Here is a 15,893-nt window from a genome sequence, read left to right as displayed (position 1 = left end):
CCCTTCCAGGACTGCGGGCGTTTGCGCATAATTACCCCCTGTGCCTGAAACCGTCGATTCGGCGGCTCGGGATTTTTTCACTTCTTCCGTGACATTTTTATGTTCTCGCGGTCTAACACGAAGTGTTTTTAACGTCATATTCAGAGAGTCCTTTCGAGGGCTGTCTTTTTATTTCCAGGATAGTTGATCAGGGGTTCACATGCAGGGCACAAAAATTCGACTTTTAGCGGGCGGCTTGCTGATGATGGCCACTGCCGGCTATGTGCAGGCAGATGCGCTCCAGCCTGATCCAGCGTGGCAACAGGGCACGCTGGCAAATGGTTTACAGTGGCAAGTGTTAGCCACTCCCCAGCGTCCGAGCGACCGTATTGAGGTTCGCCTGCTGGTCAATACCGGTTCACTCACCGAAAGTGCGCAACAGAGTGGTTTCAGCCATGCGATCCCGCGTATCGCGCTGACGCAAAGCGGTGGCCTCGATGCCACGCAAGCCCGTTCACTGTGGCAGCAGGGGTTCGATCCCAAACGTCCCATGCCGCCGGTTATCGTTTCCTATGATTCAACGCTGTATAACCTCAGTCTGCCTAACAGCCGTAACGACCTACTGAAAGAGTCACTTTCTTATCTGGCAAATATCTCCGGTAAACTGAGCATCACCTCTGAAACGGTCAATCATGCGCTGAATAGCGAAGACATGGTTGCAACCTGGCCGTCAGATACCAAAGAAGGGTGGTGGCGTTACCGTCTGAAGGGATCGACCCTGTTGGGGCACGATCCCGCCGATCCGCTGAAAACGCCGGTAGACGCGTCGAAAATTCAGTCTTTCTACCAGAAATGGTATACCCCGGACGCGATGACGCTGATCATCGTCGGTAACGTTGATGCACGCAGCGTAGCTGAGCAAATCAATAAAACCTTTGGCGAGTTAAAAGGAAAACGCGAAACGCCTGCACCGGTTCCCACGCTCTCTCCGCTGCGAGCTGAAGCCGTGAGTATTATGACCGATGCGGTACGCCAGGATCGCCTGTCTATTATGTGGGATACGCCGTGGCAGCCGATCCGTGAATCTGCCGCGCTGTTACGTTACTGGCGCGCTGATTTAGCTCGTGAGGCGCTGTTCTGGCACATTCAGCAAGAGCTAACCAAAAACAATGCCAAAGACATTGGCCTCGGATTTGACTGCCGGGTGCTGTTCCTGCGCGCGCAGTGCGCGATTAACGTTGAGTCGCCGAACGATAAGCTGAACGCCAATCTGGGTACGGTTGCGCGTGAGCTGGCGAAAGTGCGTGATAAGGGACTGCCGGAAGAAGAGTTCAATGCGCTGGTAGCGCAAAAGAATCTGGAACTGCAGAAGCTGTTTGCCACCTATGGTCGTACCGATACCGATATTTTGATCAGCCAGCGTTTGCGCTCGCTGCAAAATCAGGTGGTGGATATTGCGCCTGAACAGTACCAGCGTTTACGCCAGAGCTTCCTCAACAGCCTGAGCGTTGAGATGCTGAATCAGGACCTGCGTCAGCAGCTGTCGCAAGATATGGCGTTAATTCTGCTGCAGCCGAAGGGTGAACCTGAATTCAATATGAAGGATCTGCAGGCGACGTGGGATAGCATTATGGCGCCCGTTACCGCAGCGGCAACGTCTGTTGAAACGGATGAATCACACCCTGAAGTGACGGATATCCCGCCTGTACAGTAAAGGGTATCGTAACCTGTAAGCCGGGCAAGTGAAGCGCTCCCGGCTTACCCAGTGCCGGATGCGGCGTTAACGCCTTATCCGGCCTACAGGAACAATAAATTATTGCGGCATGGCGTCGCGGGGGATAATCGCCCCACGATGCTGAATGACGGTGCTTGCCGTCAGGTGGCCGCGTTTTGCGGCTTCGGCGGCATCGCCACCGGTCAGACGGACCGCCAGATACCCGGCGCTGAAGGAGTCTCCGGCCGCAGTGGTATCGATCACTTTCTCTTTCGGCAATTTAACGGCCGGAACGTCGATCAGTTCTTCGCCTGCAATGGAAACCAGGCAAGAGTCTGCGCCGCGCTTCACTACCACTTCCTGAACGCCAGCTGCGTGAGTACGGGCAATCACCTCGGCAACGGGTTTTTCACCCCACAGTGCGTCTTCATCGTCCAGCGTCAGGAATGCGATATTGGTGCATTCCAACATCTGCTGATACACCTGCTGGGTTTCTTCTTTGTTGCTCCACAGACGTGGGCGGTAGTTATTGTCAAAAATGACCTTTCCGCCGTTGGCACGGCATTCACGCAGCAATGACAGCAGCTTGTCACGGCTTGCCGGGCTTAAAATCGCCAGGCTGATTCCGCTCAGATACAAGTAGTCAAATGTTGCCAGCTCTTCGCAAATCGCGGCAGACTGCTCGCTCTCCAGCCAGAATTTTGCGGCGGCTTCATTACGCCAGTAATAGAAGGTGCGCTCGCCAGTGCTGTCGGTCTCAATGTAGTAGAGACCTGGCAGGCGGTTTTCCATGCGCTGGGTTAATGAAGTGTCTACGTTTTCACCCTGCCAGGACTCCAGCATTTGTTGGCTAAAACTGTCGGTACCCAGTGCAGTCACATAGTGTACGGAAAGTGCCGCCGCATCGACCTGACGGGCGATATAAACGGATGTATTCAACGTGTCGCCACCGAATCCGCGCTGAACGTCAGCGCCTTTCTGTGACAGCTCAATCATGCATTCGCCAATCACGGCAATCTTTCTGGACATAGTCGTAACCTGCTCTGAAAAAAATTAGCGTTAGTGTGCGCTGTGGGTGTTAAGTGGTCAACTATATTAAAACATCGTTCCATTATTTTTTTGAGCCAGCACGTGTTCTGCGTTGTTTTTGCCGCTTAGTTTTTATTTTTGCGCACAGCTGAACGTAAAGTTCTTCGTCTGAGCGCCGATAACCTTTGACGAGTCCGGTCAGTCACACTCTTATTTACAGGACATCTCAGATGATAAAGCAGGTTACCCAGCAGCTCATTACGCCCGATGCGAGTATTGAAAGCTTGCTGGAAAGACGCTATTGGCTGCAGTGCGAGCGTGCTTACACCTACCAGCCAATTTACCAGACCAACGGACGGCTGATGGCCGTTGAACTGCTGACCGTCGTGAGCCATCCTGATAACCCTTCCCAACGTATTGCACCAGACCGCTATTTTGCTGAAGTGGCTGTACGGCATCGTGTTGATGTAGTGAAAGAGCAACTTCTGCAGCTTGAGCTGAAAGGGGGCTTTTTCAGAGCCAACAACCTGCTGGCTTCAGTGAATGTCGATGGACCAACACTCATTGCGATGCGTCAGGATCCCGAAATCCTGAAAATAATTGAAGGCCTGCCGTGGCTGCGTTTTGAGCTGGTGGAACATATCCGCTTGCCGAAGGGGTCGTCGTTCGCCTCAATGTGCGAGTTCGGCCCGCTCTGGCTGGATGACTTTGGTACCGGAATGGCGAACTTCTCGGCGCTAAGTGAAGTGAGTTATGACTATATCAAAGTGGCGCGGGATCTGTTCGTCATGCTGCGCAAGACGCCGGAGGGACGTAATCTCTTCACACTACTATTACAGCTCATGAACCGCTATTGCCGCGGTGTCATTGTCGAAGGCGTTGAAACGCTGGAAGAGTGGCGCGATGTGCAAAACTCACCGGCTTTCGCTGCGCAAGGCTATTTTCTCTCTCGTCCAGTGCCTCTGGATACGCTTGAAGAGGTGATCCTGTCGCTTTGATGAGGGCGTAGTGCACCTCCTTTTCATCCTGCTGGACTATCTTTAGGACAGGCAAGGAAGGAAGTAAGGAGGTTAGACATGACGAGAACAGGTAAAATAACCACTTCAGTAATAGGGTTTTTCTTGTTGTTGATCGTCGTACTCATCATTGTGATTGCGACATTTGACTGGAACCGGCTCAAACCGACCATCAACCAGAAAGTCTCTACAGAACTCAACCGGCCCTTTGCTATACGGGGTGACCTGGGCGTGGTTTGGGAACGCCAGAAGCAGGAAACTGGCTGGCGTAGCTGGGTTCCGTGGCCGCATGTTCATGCTGAAGATATTATCCTCGGCAACCCGCCGGACATTCCCGACGTCACCATGGTGCATCTTCCGCGTGTTGAAGCTACGCTCGCCCCGCTGGCACTGCTGACAAAAACCGTCTGGCTCCCGTGGGTCAAGCTGGTCAAACCCGATGCGCGGCTGATCCGCCTGTCGGAGAAAAACAATAACTGGACCTTTAACTTAGCTGGGGACGAAAACCGCGATCCTGATGCGCCGCCATCAGCATGGTCTTTCCGGCTGGATAACATTCTGTTCGACCAGGGACGTATCGCCATTAACGATAAGGTGACGAAGTCGGAGATTGAGATCCTGGTCGATCCGCTGGGTAAACCGTTGCCCTTTAGCGAAGTGACCGGCGCAAAAGGTAAAGAGAGCAACGCCCGCGTCGAGGACTACGTGTTTGGGCTGAAAGCGCAAGGGCGATATAACGGCGAACCGCTAAGCGGTAGCGGAAAAATAGGCGGAATGCTGGCGCTGCGTGGCGAAGATACGCCTTTCCCGATTCAGGCTGATTTCCGTTCGGGCAATACGCGCGTAGCGTTTATCGGCACGATAAACGATCCGATGAATATGGGCGGGGCGGATCTGCGGCTTAAATTCTCGGGAGATTCGCTAGGGGATTTGTACGATTTGACCGGCGTACTGCTCCCGGATACGCCGCCGTTTGAAACCGACGGACGTCTGGTGGCGAAAATTGACCCGGAAAAATCCTCTGTTTTTGATTATCGCGATTTCAATGGCCGCATTGGCGACAGCGATATTCACGGAACGCTGGCCTATACCACCGGTAAGCCGCGACCCATGCTGAAGGGCGATGTGGAATCACGCCAGCTGAGGCTGGCCGATTTGGGGCCGCTAATCGGGGTGGATTCAGGCAAAGGGGCGGAACGGGCAAAACAATCTGAACTGCGCAAAGGTGAGAAGAGCGTTCAGCCAGTGGACAAGGTCTTGCCGTATGACCGTTTTGAAACCGATAAATGGAACGTGATGGACGCTGACGTGCGTTTCAAAGGACGGCGTATTGAGCATGGCAGTAGCCTGCCGATCAGCGATCTCTCCACTCATATCATCCTGAAAAATGCTGACCTGCGCCTGCAACCGCTGAAATTTGGTCTTGCGGGAGGCAGCATTGTTTCCAGCATCCATCTGGAAGGGGATAAAAAGCCGATGCGGGGGCAGGCGGATATTCAGGCGCGGCGGCTGAAGCTAAAAGCGCTGATGCCCGATGTGGAACTGATGCAGAAAACGCTCGGTGAAATGAACGGGGACGCCCGGTTTAGCGGAAGTGGAAACTCGGTAGCGGCGCTGCTGGGTAACAGCAATGGCAACCTGAAACTGCTGATGAATGACGGCTTGATCAGCCGGAATCTGATGGAAATTGTGGGCTTGAATCTGGGGAATTATCTTGTTGGGCAGATATTTGGTGATGACGAAGTGCGGGTGAACTGCGCGGCGGCGAATCTGGATATTGTTAACGGCGTGGCGCGTCCGCAGATTTTTGCTTTCGACACGGAAAACGCAGTCATTAATGTCACTGGTACGGCGAGCTTTGCGTCGGAGCAACTGGATTTAACCATCGATCCGGAGAGCAAAGGGATTCGTATTATTACTCTGCGTTCGCCGCTGTATGTTCGCGGCACATTTAAGAATCCGCAGGCTGGCGTGAAGGCCGGACCGCTGATTGCGCGCGGTGCGGTTGCTGCCGCATTAGCCACGTTAGTTACTCCTGCGGCGGCCTTGTTGGCGCTGATTTCGCCGTCAGAGGGTGACGCGAATCAGTGCAGGACGATCCTGTCGCAGATGAAGAAGTGATGTCTGGCCGGATGTTTATCCGGCCTGGATTTCATGCTCAACCCAGGCCGGATAAGGTGGTTATGCCGCATCCGGCAAAAGAATTACAACGACTGATGGCGGGTTTCGTGGGTCAACAGCAGTGCAATCAGCGTCAATGCCGCCATCGATGCCAGATACGTACCAACAGCCGCCAGACCATAATTCGCCTGCAACCATGCAGCGATGTATGGGGCAACCGATGCGCCGAGAATCGACGAAACGTTGTACGAGAACGACGCCCCCGTGTAGCGCACTTCGGTCGGGAACAGCTCCGGCAGCAGTGCGCCCATCGGGCCAAATGTCAGACCCATCAGGCTTAAGCCCAGCAACAGGAAGGCGAACACCAGCACCGGATTGCCAGAGCCGAGCAGCGGTTTAAAGGCAAACAGCGCAAACAGAATGATCAGCGTGGTGATGATAAGCATGCTCTTGCGGCGACCAAACGCATCGGCCAGCAGGCCCGCCACCGGTACCATGACGCCAAAACCAATAACCGCCATCATCAGCATCCACAACACTTCATTACGCGGCAGGCCAAGCCCTACGGGCGCTGCGGCGGTACTGAACGTCATCGAATAGACGGTCATGATATAGAACAACGTATAGGTCGCCAGCATGATGAACGTGCCGAGGATCGTCACGCGAACATGTTTTGTCAGTAGAGTACCCAGCGGGATTTTCACCTGTTTTTTCGCCGCGGCTACTTTGGCGAAGACCGGGGATTCATGCAGCGAAACGCGGACGTACAGACCGATAATCACCAGCACCGCGGAGAAGATAAACGGTACGCGCCAGCCCCAGCTCATGAACTGTTCGTCGGTCAGCAGCCAGGAGAGCAGCAGAAAGGTACCGTTGGCGAAGAAGAAACCGATAGGCGCGCCCAGCTGCGGAAATGATCCGTACAGCGCTCGTTTGCGCGGTGGCGCGTTTTCCGTCGCCAGCAACGCTGCGCCGCCCCATTCACCGCCCAGACCTAAACCCTGACCAAAACGCGCCAGCGCCAGCAGCAGTGGGGCGAAAATGCCGATAGTTTCATAGCCCGGCAGCAGGCCAATGACGACTGTCGAGATCCCCATGGTAAGCAGTGAAGCAACCAGCGTGACTTTACGGCCGACGCGATCGCCGAAATGTCCGAACACCGCGGAACCGATTGGTCGGGCCACAAAGGCGATAGCAAAAGTGGCGAGGGACTGTAGCGTAGCCGCGGTCGGATCCCCCTGCGGGAAGAAGATATGCGGGAACACGATCACCGCGGCGGTGGCGTAAATATAGAAGTCGAAGAACTCAATGGCGGTGCCAATGAGCGAGGCGACGACAACTTTATTGCGCGAGTTGACCGGGGTGTGTTCCTGTTCGTTGTCGAGTGTTGTGGCTGTTGCTTGCATAATATTTTCTTATTTTTGGCCGAACGAAAGGTCATATTACGCACAGCAAAAGAGACATTTCAATCTGTAACAAACTTTGAGATCGGTCAAAAATAGAGCAAAAAGGGGATAATTTTTAGGCTTGAGATTTCACTTCCATGAAATGCTTCACACAATTTAAAACTTGGATGATAAAACTGGTTTTTGGTTAAATAAAAGTTACGGGTTGGATTTATTCACTAAATCAGTGAGAGCAGGCGGCATTATAATTGCCGGATGGCGCTGCGCTTATCCGGCCAACAAAACTCTCCCGTAGGCCAGATAAGCGCAGCGCCATCCGGCCAGTTAACAAAGATTAGCGGTGTGTTTTCCCCGGCATACGCGGGTCGTCTTTGTATTCCGCCGTGGCAATCCAGGCTGCGCAAAACAGGGTCAGACGAGCGAAGAAGTAGAAGAACGCCATCAGTCCAAGCACGGAACCAAATGCCGCGCCCGACGGCGACTGCACCAGTGATGGCAGCGTATACGTCATGATCATTTTGATGACTTCAAACCCCAGCGCCGCGATAAAGGTACCTCGAATGAGCGCTTTCTTACGCGGTCGGTGACGCGGTAGCCGCCAAAAAATCCAGAAGAACAGCAGGTAGTTGGCGAAAATAGAGATGGTCAGGCCGATCAGCCGCCAGGCGGGCTTCAGCCATTCGATACCGTCGAGATACAGCGCAGAGATAATCATCTGCTGGGCGGAACCGGCGATAGAGGTAATGGACAGGGTAACAATCAGCGCAACCAGTAAGCCAATCAAGGAAACAAAATCACGCAGATATTTGACCCAAATTTTTTCCTGATCCTGCGGCGTACGTTCCCAAACATCCCGCGACTGGGCACGAATCGCTTCGCGCAGGTTCCCCATCCAGTTAATGCCGGAATAGAGCGCGATACCCAGCCCAACCAAACCTACGGTCGTACGCTGCTGAACGGCGGTATTGATGGTGTTTTTCAGCGTAGAGGCGAGCGTCGGATCGCTGACGTTCAGCAGAATCTTGCTGAAGATATCCTGCAACAGCGTAGGGTGCGAAGCGAGAATAAAACCCGCGGCGGCAAACGACACCATCAGGATTGGGATCATCGACAGAAACGAGAAGTAGGTAATGGCGGCGCCAAACTGATTTCCCATACGATCGTTAAACCGCTCTGCGGCACGAATAAGATGGGCGATGATGGGCTGGCGTTGAATTTTATCGGCGAAGGTCAGCGCGGTTTTCAGCGCCTGGTTCGCTTTAGCGTTTTTCTCCGGCGCGGCGGAGGCTGATTTATGTTCTGGCGTAGGGTGTTTTGCGTCTTGTTCCTGCGTCATCCGATCGGTTGTCCTTATTTTGTTCACTCATGACATTATAGCCTGCTCAGGGGCGCATCCTGAAAAATGGACTAATCCACATAGTCTTTCATCACGCCAGTCAGCCATTCCATAAACAGATGTACCCGGCGGGAGAGGTTGCGCCGATGCGGATATAGCAAAGATACTGGCATTGGCTCGGCGCGATATTGCGGCAACACTTCGACCAGCGTACCGGCGCGCAGGGCATCACGCACGCCAACGCGCGGCACCTGAATAATGCCCAGACCGGCAAGGCATGCTGCGTGATAGGTTTCGGTACTGTTTACCGTTAGCATGCCGCCGGTTTTAACCCATTGCGTGCCGTTTTCTGTCGCCACTTCGAAACCTTGCGCACGCGTTCCCAAATTGACCGAGTAATGCACCACTGCATGCGAGGCAAGATCCTCCAGATTTTCCGGATAACCAAAGCGGGCGAGGTATTGCGGGCTGGCGCAGTTAATCTGCGTGAGTTTCCCCAGCGGGCGCGCAATCAGCCCTGAATCTTTCAGCGTACCCACGCGTACCACACAGTCGAAACCTTCGCGGATCAAATCCACCAGACGGTCGCTGCTGCTGAGTTCGAGTTCCAGGCCCGGATACTGATGCAAAAAGCTCGGTAAGCGGGGCATCACCAGGTTTCTTGCTACACCGACCGGCATATCAACGCGCAGCTTGCCGCTGATGCTGGACGGATCGTGATGGAACAACCCATCCAGCTCATCCAGATTACTCAACAGATCTTTCGCGCGTTCGTAATAGATCATGCCGTCTTGCGTGAGCTGAACGCGGCGTGTTGTGCGGTGCAACAACTGCGTGCCCAGATGATTTTCCAGAGCCTGGATCTGGCGCGATACGCTACCTTTAGGAAGTCCGAGGGTGTCTGCGGCACGCGAAAAGCTCTCCAGTTCTGCGACGCGGATGAACAACTGCATTGCGTGAATTTTATCCATTCTCATGCCCTATTGTTGTTCTAAATGAAACAGTAATGCGCAGTTAGCAGTATTTATTGTTCTTCTATCACCTAATAAGCTTTGTCTCAATCTTCACAACACCTGAAATGAGGTTTCTTATGACGCAACGTATCGCATTGGTGACTGGCGGCGGCCGTGGACTCGGTAAAAACGCGGCGCTGAAGCTAGCGAGTAAAGGAATCGGTATTATCCTGACGTGGAACAGCAATGAAAAAGAAGCGCAGCAGGTTGTGGATGAAATACGCCAATCTGGCGGTAAAGCGGCGGCATTACCGTTGAATGTCGGTGATATTTCTACATTCCCTCAGTTTGTTCAACAGGTGCAGGGAACGTTACAAACGCAGTGGCAAAGTAACGTGTTTGATTATTTATTGAACAATGCCGGAATCGGCATTAACGCACCGTATCCGGCATTTACTGAAGCGCAATTTGACCAACTTTTGAACATCCATTTTAAGGGCCCCTTTTTCCTGACGCAGAGCCTGCTACCGCTGATGAATAAAGGTGGTCGCATCCTCAATGTCTCGACCGGGCTTGCCCGCTTTGCGCTACCGGGTTACAGCGCATACGCAGCCATGAAAGGTGCGATGGAAGTGTTAACCCGTTATCAGGCAAAAGAGCTGGGAGAGCGCGGCATAACGGCGAATATTATTGCGCCAGGCGCAATAGAAACGGATTTTAGCGGCGGAAATGTGCGGGATAATGCGCAATTGAATGCGTACATTGCATCGCAAACGGCGCTGGGACGCGTTGGTTTGCCGGATGATATCGGCGATGCCATTGCTGCGCTGCTCAGCGATGAACTGGCCTGGATGACGGCACAGCGTATCGAGGTATCCGGCGGAATGTTCCTGTAAACCCATAAGGTGCTTATTCAACAGGTCACGGCATGCGTTGAATAAGCACTTAATGCTAGATTGTATTTTGTAACAGATTTATTCATTGTCGTAGATATCTTATTTTTAGCTAAAAATATAAAATCATATTAATTAATATTCATTGTCTTATCATGAGCGTCGAATATTAAGACTTTCCCTAATTTTCGAACCTGTTTTTGCTCCTTTGTATGATCCTTCGGGTTGAGCTGTAACTATTCATAACTTCTGCTTCTTTCTTCTCCGTCTATCGGTAAAATGGCCCCCCGCCAAATGGTGACTTCTTATTTTACCCTATGGGTAATACCCTTCCGCATGTTAAGGCTAATATCCTATTCGGATGGAGATAAATAATGCAGGTAGTAATGTTTGACAGGCAGTCAATATTTATTCATGGAATGAATGTAAGTTTGCAGCAACGTATTCCAGGAGTGGATGTTCAGGGTGTCAGTCAGGCAGATGAACTTTGGCTGACGCTGGAAGATAAACCCGAGGCATTAGTTATATTGGATGGCGACCTTGATGCTGAGTTCTGCTGTAGCTTGCTGCAACAGATAGCAGAGCGCTTTGCGATGGTGAAGGTGCTGGTGACCGCAACGGACTGCCGTAAAAAATGGCTGCAAGAGGTCACTAAACTGAACGTGCTGGCCATTGTTCCGCGCGATTCTGACGCGGAAACCTTTACGCTGGCCCTCAATAGCGTCGCGATGGGTATGATGTTTATCCCCAGAGACTGCATAACCGCTACCGAAAGCGGTGGGCAAAATATCAGATTGCTCAGCGCGCGTCAGCGGGAGATTTTGACCATGCTGGCCGCCGGAGAATCTAATAAACAAATTGGTCGACTGTTAAATATCAGTACCGGAACGGTAAAAGCCCATCTTGAATCGTTGTACCAGCGCCTGGAGGTAAAAAACCGTACGCAGGCGGCAATGATGTTAAACAACACCATTTACTAGGAACATATTTCACAGTCAGAATATTTCTGGCTGTGAAATAAACACCGGCCAGATATTTTTAGCGCAAAATTGGGTAATTCCCACACTGAATATCCACGTAATTAATGCTTCCAGCTGAAACCTGTCTTTTATTTGCGTCATTTCCTTATGGATGAATGCCTCGCAGATCCTCATATCTGCGAGCAGCAATGTTTCTGCCTGCATCACCGTAATTGGGATATCAAAGGATTCATTGGCGGTGATTTCGTGTCCGTAGCCAATGACCCAGATGCCTTTTTTGTCCTGATACTTTTCCAGCGACAGGCCCTGCCATTGCTTAATAAATGCAATACAAGCGGGCGTGAAATGCGTCGAACGCAGCGGCATAATAGTCTCTGTGCAAAGAGACCTATTCTAAAAAAAACACGCCGTTACGCTAGTTGCCTGACAGCCAGTATTTACCGCAAAACGACCTATGCCGTGGGCGGCTGATATTCCTGTTTTAACAGACCAAAAATCCAGTCATCGTGCCAGGTATGATGTAGCCAGTAGCTTGCGCGTAGCGTGCCTTCATGAATGAACCCGACCTTTTCCAACAGACGCCGTGAGGCTTCGTTTCCTGCGGTGACACAGGCGGTCAGTCGCCGCAGACCGCCGCTGGCAAATGCGTATTCACACACGGCATGCAGAGATTCAGCGCCATACCCTTTACCCTGCGCCTGTGGGGCGAGCAGAAAGCCAACCTCGGCACACTCATTGCTCTCCTGAATGTATCCTGTCACGCCAAGCGGTGCTCCCGATGTCTTATCGCACAGGAGCAGACATAGCCAGTGTGGGCTGCCGGGATACCATTCAGGCAGGCGGGAGTCGAAGGCTGTCCGTATTTCCTCTTCAGTACGTGCGTCAGCGACAAAGCGCATCACATCTGGGTTCTGCTGTAGCGTTAAGAAGAACGTCCAGTCATTTTCTGTCAGTGGGCGGCAGAGCAGACGTGATGTTTGCAGTACAGGCACAGGCTTATCTCCAGAATAATTTTCAATGATTGTGCGGAAGTCACTGTAAAACTTATTTATTTGCTATATGAATGTGTTCTAGTCTACATCGGCACAACGTTGCGTTTAAAAAAGATAATTACATACCATGGTGAGGCCGCACGTTTTGGGTCCTTTTAGGGAAGATGATGACCAATAGCGCGTTACAAGCGACATGTACACCCTTTGAACATTGTCTGGGGATTATCCGCCAGGCGTCGGTAGAAATATTACTGCTGCTAGGCGTACATGCCGCAGAAGGCAAAGACCCACGGTGGTTTCTCGAACAACTGGATCAGGCACGACTGAATCTGGGCGGCTGGGGGGCTGTCGCCAGACGGTTGCAGATGAATGATGCGCAATTGAGCCAGTTCACTCTGCGGCTACGTCATCTTCAACAGAGTGTACCCCAATATGAAAATGGCCAGGACGTCAGTGAAAACCAGCTGAATTCAGCGCTGCGCTTTGTGGCTTCTCTGGAACAATTACGCCAGCAACAGCCCATCCTGAAGTATCAAACCGAAATTGCACCTGTGGAGCCGGATGCTCAGATGCGGGCGCAGCGTCAACTTCGCGCAATAGAATTAACCCTCAAATCTCTGATTGCACGGGTATGGCCGGATCAACATCCTCTCAACAGCTTTCTGAAACAGCACTTTGGTGGTGAACGTCTGCGTCGCTGGCTAAAGTTGGGCGAAGGACGAGATGCGCTGGACGGTATGATGTTTAGCGAGCTGGCGCTGATGGTCGTCGATAAGAAATTATTCGTTCGCCACTTTACGCAGATTTTTAACGATACCTCAGTGCTCATGTCATTTGTTGAGCCGCGTATCACGCTACGCATGTTTTTGGATGATTGCCGCCTGGCTCGTAACTGCGTTATCGCGCAGCAGCCGCTGACGTCGGTACAACTGATGTTGCTGGACTACCAGTACCGACAGATAACTCATCCTGTGCAACGGGCATTTGAAGAACGGCGTACGCGCATTAATCCTGCGTCGTATCTGGAATCTGATGAGGCCATGGTCCGCCAGTTTTGGGAAACAGCAAAGCAAAAAGACGAGCAAGCGGGAGGCGATAAGCATGAAATCGCAGACAGTATTGATCCGCCGGAAAAGCGGGCCAAGCGCACTGCGGAAGAACGTGAACAGCTGATTTCCGGTATGTTGTGGGTAGCGGTCGGCGTGATGGTGCTGGCGATTTCGCTGGGTGCGTTCTGGTTATTCACTTCGCCAGCGCCACAGGCGTCTTCCGGACAATCCGTTGAAATTGTGCAGGAGGAACCGCGACGCGATGCCCCCAGCGCACGGGAGGCGGTGACCAGAATGGGCATCACCTGGGATGCCTTTAACATGCGGGCGGCTATCGACCGCAATGACACCCGCGTGACGTCACTGTTCCTGCAGGGCGGGATGGACTGGAAGCTGGCGTGGACGGAGCAGGCGTTTTCGGCGGGCAATACAGAGGTGTTGAGACTGCTGCTGCGTTACCCTTCGCAGATGGATGAAAGCAAACCATGCCGACAGTTTATGACTACGCTCAGCCATGCGATGTCGAATGGGGCATCGCTCACTTCGCTGCATAAAAGTTATCTGCAAAGTTTTTGTTCCGTGCCTGCGGTCGTTGCGCGTCAGCAATATGATCTTGAGCAGGCCGAGCTGCGTGTTCGCGCCCAGCCAAGCCCTGAGAACAAGAAATGGCAGAAAATTCACGCCGAGCTGTACGATGCGATTAACTAAAAGCCTGATGACTCAGACCGTCAGCTGCTAGGGTTCGCCATACAAACCGATGAGTCGGCGCACCACGCCATTGGTCCAGCCAAAGCCGTCCTGCAACGGATATTCCCCTCCGCCGCCTTCGCGCGGCGCGGCGTCAGCTATGTGGTATTTTTCGATAAGTTTGTGGTGTTCCTGATAAAAGAGATTCACCGTTTTCAACCAGTTACGGGCAATTTCATCCCCGAGATGGTCGTCACCGTACAGTTTGAAGCCCTGGATCGCCATCCACTGCAGCGGCGCCCAGCCGTTGGGTTTATCCCATTGCTCACCGGTTTCATGCTCCGTGGCTAAAATGCCACCGGGCGTGAGCAGGCGACTGCGAACTGCGTTAGCAAGCCGATCGGCTTGTTCATGCGTTGCCATACCGACATACAGCGGCACAATACTGGCGGCAGAGAACAGGGCCATTTGTTCGCGCCGCCAGTCGTAATCGCGATAGCAGCCGTTTTCATCGTCCCAGAGATAGCGGTTTACCGCATCACGACGATCGCTGGCTTTCTGGCGAAACAGTGCTTCCGTTTCTTTGTCACCTTTTAGCGCGGAAATATTGGCGATAGTGCTTTCCAGCTTGTAGAGGAATGCGTTCAGGTCAATTGGGATGAACTGCGTGGTGCGTATGCTGGCAAGGCGGCCTGCGTCGCGCAGCCAGCGCGATGAATAATCCCAGCCAGAAGCCGCGCCCGCGCGTAAATCCCGATACACTTCATTGGGCGGGCGACCCGAATGCTTGGCGGTCTCGACGTCTTCAAGCCATGATTCATCGCGTGGCGTATCACGATCGTCCCAATAGCGGTTAAGTAGAGAGCCGTCCGACATTCTGATCACGTGGCGGTAGGCCTGGTTGAGTACCAGGGAATCGGCGCCATCCATCCAGAACGCGTACTCCATTTTTAGATGATCAAGGTAACGACGCGCGCCGCGTACGCCATCTTCTTCAAACAGCTCCACCATCAGGGCAAAAACGGGCGGCTGTGAGCGACTCAGATAGTAAGTACGGTTGCCATTCGGGATGTGACCATAGTTTTCAATCATCCAGGCAAAGTTATCTGCCATACATTTCAGCAGATCTTCGCGGCCGCTCTCTGCCAGACCCAGCATGGTAAAGTAGGAATCCCAGTAGTAGGTTTCGCTAAAACGCCCGCCTGGCACAATGTATGACTGCGGTAACGCCAGCAGCGAGGACCAGGGAATGTGATCCTGCGGCTCGCGCGTCAGCACCGGCCACAGTTGATCGATATGTTCTTTCAGCGAACTTTCCGGGTCAGAAACGTATTCACTGGAGGGCGTTTCCGGGAGCCAGAAATGGTTCTCGACGAAGCGTCGCAGATCGAAGTCCCGATGGCGTTTAACCTTGCGATAGCGAATTAAAATGTCGAGCGGGTCCATTTTGGGCGCACAATCTGGGAAGGTTTTACTATCCGCAAACAGTTTGGATGACTGGACGTGTTCGAACAGTTCGAGATAACGATCGGCAGGGGTTAACGCATCTGAAGCGGGAAGTCCTTCAATCATCTCCGGCTCAGGCTCCGCCTCAATCATTTCATCCAGCTTTAACTCGCACGGATCCATTTCATAAAGCAGATCGATGTCGATCGTCATTTCTTCAGAAGGGGCGTGGGGTAGTTTCTGGTTGAGCATAATGAGAAAGACCTCCGATGGACGTTGAAAGATTAAGGCT

General features: G+C 52.7%; 13 protein-coding genes. 6 read left to right on the top strand and 7 right to left on the bottom strand.

Translation table 11 applies throughout. The features are described from left to right. Window positions 1-199: 199 nt before the first annotated feature. Window positions 200-1,693: a M16 family metallopeptidase gene (locus OGX97_RS13600; protein WP_032945317.1), complete on the top strand. Its 1,494-nt coding sequence runs from the start codon at window positions 200-202 to the stop codon at window positions 1,691-1,693. A gap of 99 nt (window positions 1,694-1,792) precedes the next feature. Here the strand turns inward: OGX97_RS13600 and OGX97_RS13595 are convergent, their stop codons facing one another. Further along, window positions 1,793-2,722, bottom strand: coding sequence for a sugar kinase (locus tag OGX97_RS13595; RefSeq protein WP_279850868.1), 930 nt, complete (start codon window positions 2,720-2,722; stop codon window positions 1,793-1,795). Between the two features lie 230 nt (window positions 2,723-2,952). Between OGX97_RS13595 and pdeH the strand changes: the two genes are divergently transcribed. Together pdeH and OGX97_RS13585 are read left to right on the top strand one after the other, a co-directional pair. Next, window positions 2,953-3,720 carry a cyclic-guanylate-specific phosphodiesterase gene (pdeH, locus tag OGX97_RS13590; RefSeq protein WP_008786408.1) on the top strand — a complete coding sequence of 256 codons (768 nt, stop codon included), beginning with the start codon at window positions 2,953-2,955 and terminating at the stop codon, window positions 3,718-3,720. Between the two features lie 78 nt (window positions 3,721-3,798). Then, window positions 3,799-5,859 carry an AsmA family protein gene (locus OGX97_RS13585; protein ID WP_057068521.1) on the top strand — a complete coding sequence of 687 codons (2,061 nt, stop codon included), beginning with the start codon at window positions 3,799-3,801 and terminating at the stop codon, window positions 5,857-5,859. 83 nt (window positions 5,860-5,942) lie between these two features. Here the strand turns inward: OGX97_RS13585 and OGX97_RS13580 are convergent, their stop codons facing one another. From OGX97_RS13580 to OGX97_RS13570, 3 genes are all read right to left on the bottom strand, one after another. Next, window positions 5,943-7,265: an MFS transporter gene (locus OGX97_RS13580; protein ID WP_003023312.1), complete on the bottom strand. Its 1,323-nt coding sequence runs from the start codon at window positions 7,263-7,265 to the stop codon at window positions 5,943-5,945. 334 nt (window positions 7,266-7,599) lie between these two features. Next, window positions 7,600-8,601, bottom strand: coding sequence for an inner membrane protein YhjD (gene yhjD, locus OGX97_RS13575; RefSeq protein WP_048215344.1), 1,002 nt, complete (start codon window positions 8,599-8,601; stop codon window positions 7,600-7,602). Between the two features lie 71 nt (window positions 8,602-8,672). Further along, on the bottom strand, window positions 8,673-9,572 hold the full coding sequence (locus OGX97_RS13570) for a LysR family transcriptional regulator (protein ID WP_008786405.1): 900 nt from the start codon (window positions 9,570-9,572) through the stop codon (window positions 8,673-8,675). A 119-nt stretch (window positions 9,573-9,691) separates the two neighbouring features. Here OGX97_RS13570 and OGX97_RS13565 point away from each other — a divergent pair, with 119 nt between their 5' ends. Beyond that, window positions 9,692-10,450, top strand: a complete 759-nt coding sequence (locus OGX97_RS13565; RefSeq protein ID WP_032945309.1) for an SDR family NAD(P)-dependent oxidoreductase — start codon at window positions 9,692-9,694, stop codon at window positions 10,448-10,450. 371 nt (window positions 10,451-10,821) lie between these two features. Then, a complete protein-coding gene (locus OGX97_RS13560) occupies window positions 10,822-11,427 on the top strand; it encodes a helix-turn-helix transcriptional regulator (RefSeq protein ID WP_003827446.1) in 606 nt (201 codons plus the stop codon). Between the two features lie 15 nt (window positions 11,428-11,442). Here OGX97_RS13560 and OGX97_RS13555 read toward each other — a convergent pair whose 3' ends face one another. Both OGX97_RS13555 and OGX97_RS13550 read right to left on the bottom strand, forming a co-directional pair. Further along, complete coding sequence (locus tag OGX97_RS13555) at window positions 11,443-11,793, bottom strand: glycoside hydrolase family protein (RefSeq protein ID WP_235126223.1); 351 nt, start codon at window positions 11,791-11,793, stop codon at window positions 11,443-11,445. A gap of 86 nt (window positions 11,794-11,879) precedes the next feature. Beyond that, the gene (locus OGX97_RS13550; RefSeq protein WP_137378288.1) at window positions 11,880-12,419 is read right to left on the bottom strand and encodes a GNAT family N-acetyltransferase; all 540 of its coding nucleotides are present in this window, start codon (window positions 12,417-12,419) and stop codon (window positions 11,880-11,882) included. Window positions 12,420-12,586: 167 nt separating this feature from the next. Between OGX97_RS13550 and OGX97_RS13545 the strand changes: the two genes are divergently transcribed. After that, window positions 12,587-14,176, top strand: a complete 1,590-nt coding sequence (locus tag OGX97_RS13545) for an STY4199 family HEPN domain-containing protein (RefSeq protein ID WP_286592545.1) — start codon at window positions 12,587-12,589, stop codon at window positions 14,174-14,176. 27 nt (window positions 14,177-14,203) lie between these two features. Here the strand turns inward: OGX97_RS13545 and OGX97_RS13540 are convergent, their stop codons facing one another. Continuing rightward, window positions 14,204-15,853: an alpha,alpha-trehalase gene (locus tag OGX97_RS13540; protein WP_003827453.1), complete on the bottom strand. Its 1,650-nt coding sequence runs from the start codon at window positions 15,851-15,853 to the stop codon at window positions 14,204-14,206. Window positions 15,854-15,893 lie beyond the last annotated feature (40 nt).

Origin of the sequence: Citrobacter sp. Cpo061, from assembly GCF_030332845.1 — a bacterium.
Classification (GTDB): Bacteria; Pseudomonadota; Gammaproteobacteria; order Enterobacterales; family Enterobacteriaceae; genus Citrobacter; species Citrobacter portucalensis.
The sequence above is the reverse complement of the archived record's forward strand: the minus strand, read 5'-3'. Positions and strand labels throughout refer to the sequence as shown.

Bases quoted from the DNA above. Each gene is read 5' to 3' on its own strand.
- yhjD (WP_048215344.1), bottom strand. From the start codon at position 8,601: ATGACGCAGGAACAAGACGCAAAACACCCTACGCCAGAACATAAATCA.
- OGX97_RS13585 (WP_057068521.1), top strand. From the start codon at position 3,799: ATGACGAGAACAGGTAAAATAACCACTTCAGTAATAGGGTTTTTCTTG.
- OGX97_RS13565 (WP_032945309.1), top strand. From the start codon at position 9,692: ATGACGCAACGTATCGCATTGGTGACTGGCGGCGGCCGTGGACTCGGT.
- OGX97_RS13580 (WP_003023312.1), bottom strand. From the start codon at position 7,265: ATGCAAGCAACAGCCACAACACTCGACAACGAACAGGAACACACCCCG.
- OGX97_RS13570 (WP_008786405.1), bottom strand. From the start codon at position 9,572: ATGGATAAAATTCACGCAATGCAGTTGTTCATCCGCGTCGCAGAACTG.
- OGX97_RS13540 (WP_003827453.1), bottom strand. From the start codon at position 15,853: ATGCTCAACCAGAAACTACCCCACGCCCCTTCTGAAGAAATGACGATC.
- OGX97_RS13560 (WP_003827446.1), top strand. From the start codon at position 10,822: ATGCAGGTAGTAATGTTTGACAGGCAGTCAATATTTATTCATGGAATG.
- OGX97_RS13600 (WP_032945317.1), top strand. From the start codon at position 200: ATGCAGGGCACAAAAATTCGACTTTTAGCGGGCGGCTTGCTGATGATG.
- OGX97_RS13545 (WP_286592545.1), top strand. From the start codon at position 12,587: ATGACCAATAGCGCGTTACAAGCGACATGTACACCCTTTGAACATTGT.
- OGX97_RS13555 (WP_235126223.1), bottom strand. From the start codon at position 11,793: ATGCCGCTGCGTTCGACGCATTTCACGCCCGCTTGTATTGCATTTATT.
- pdeH (WP_008786408.1), top strand. From the start codon at position 2,953: ATGATAAAGCAGGTTACCCAGCAGCTCATTACGCCCGATGCGAGTATT.
- OGX97_RS13595 (WP_279850868.1), bottom strand. From the start codon at position 2,722: ATGTCCAGAAAGATTGCCGTGATTGGCGAATGCATGATTGAGCTGTCA.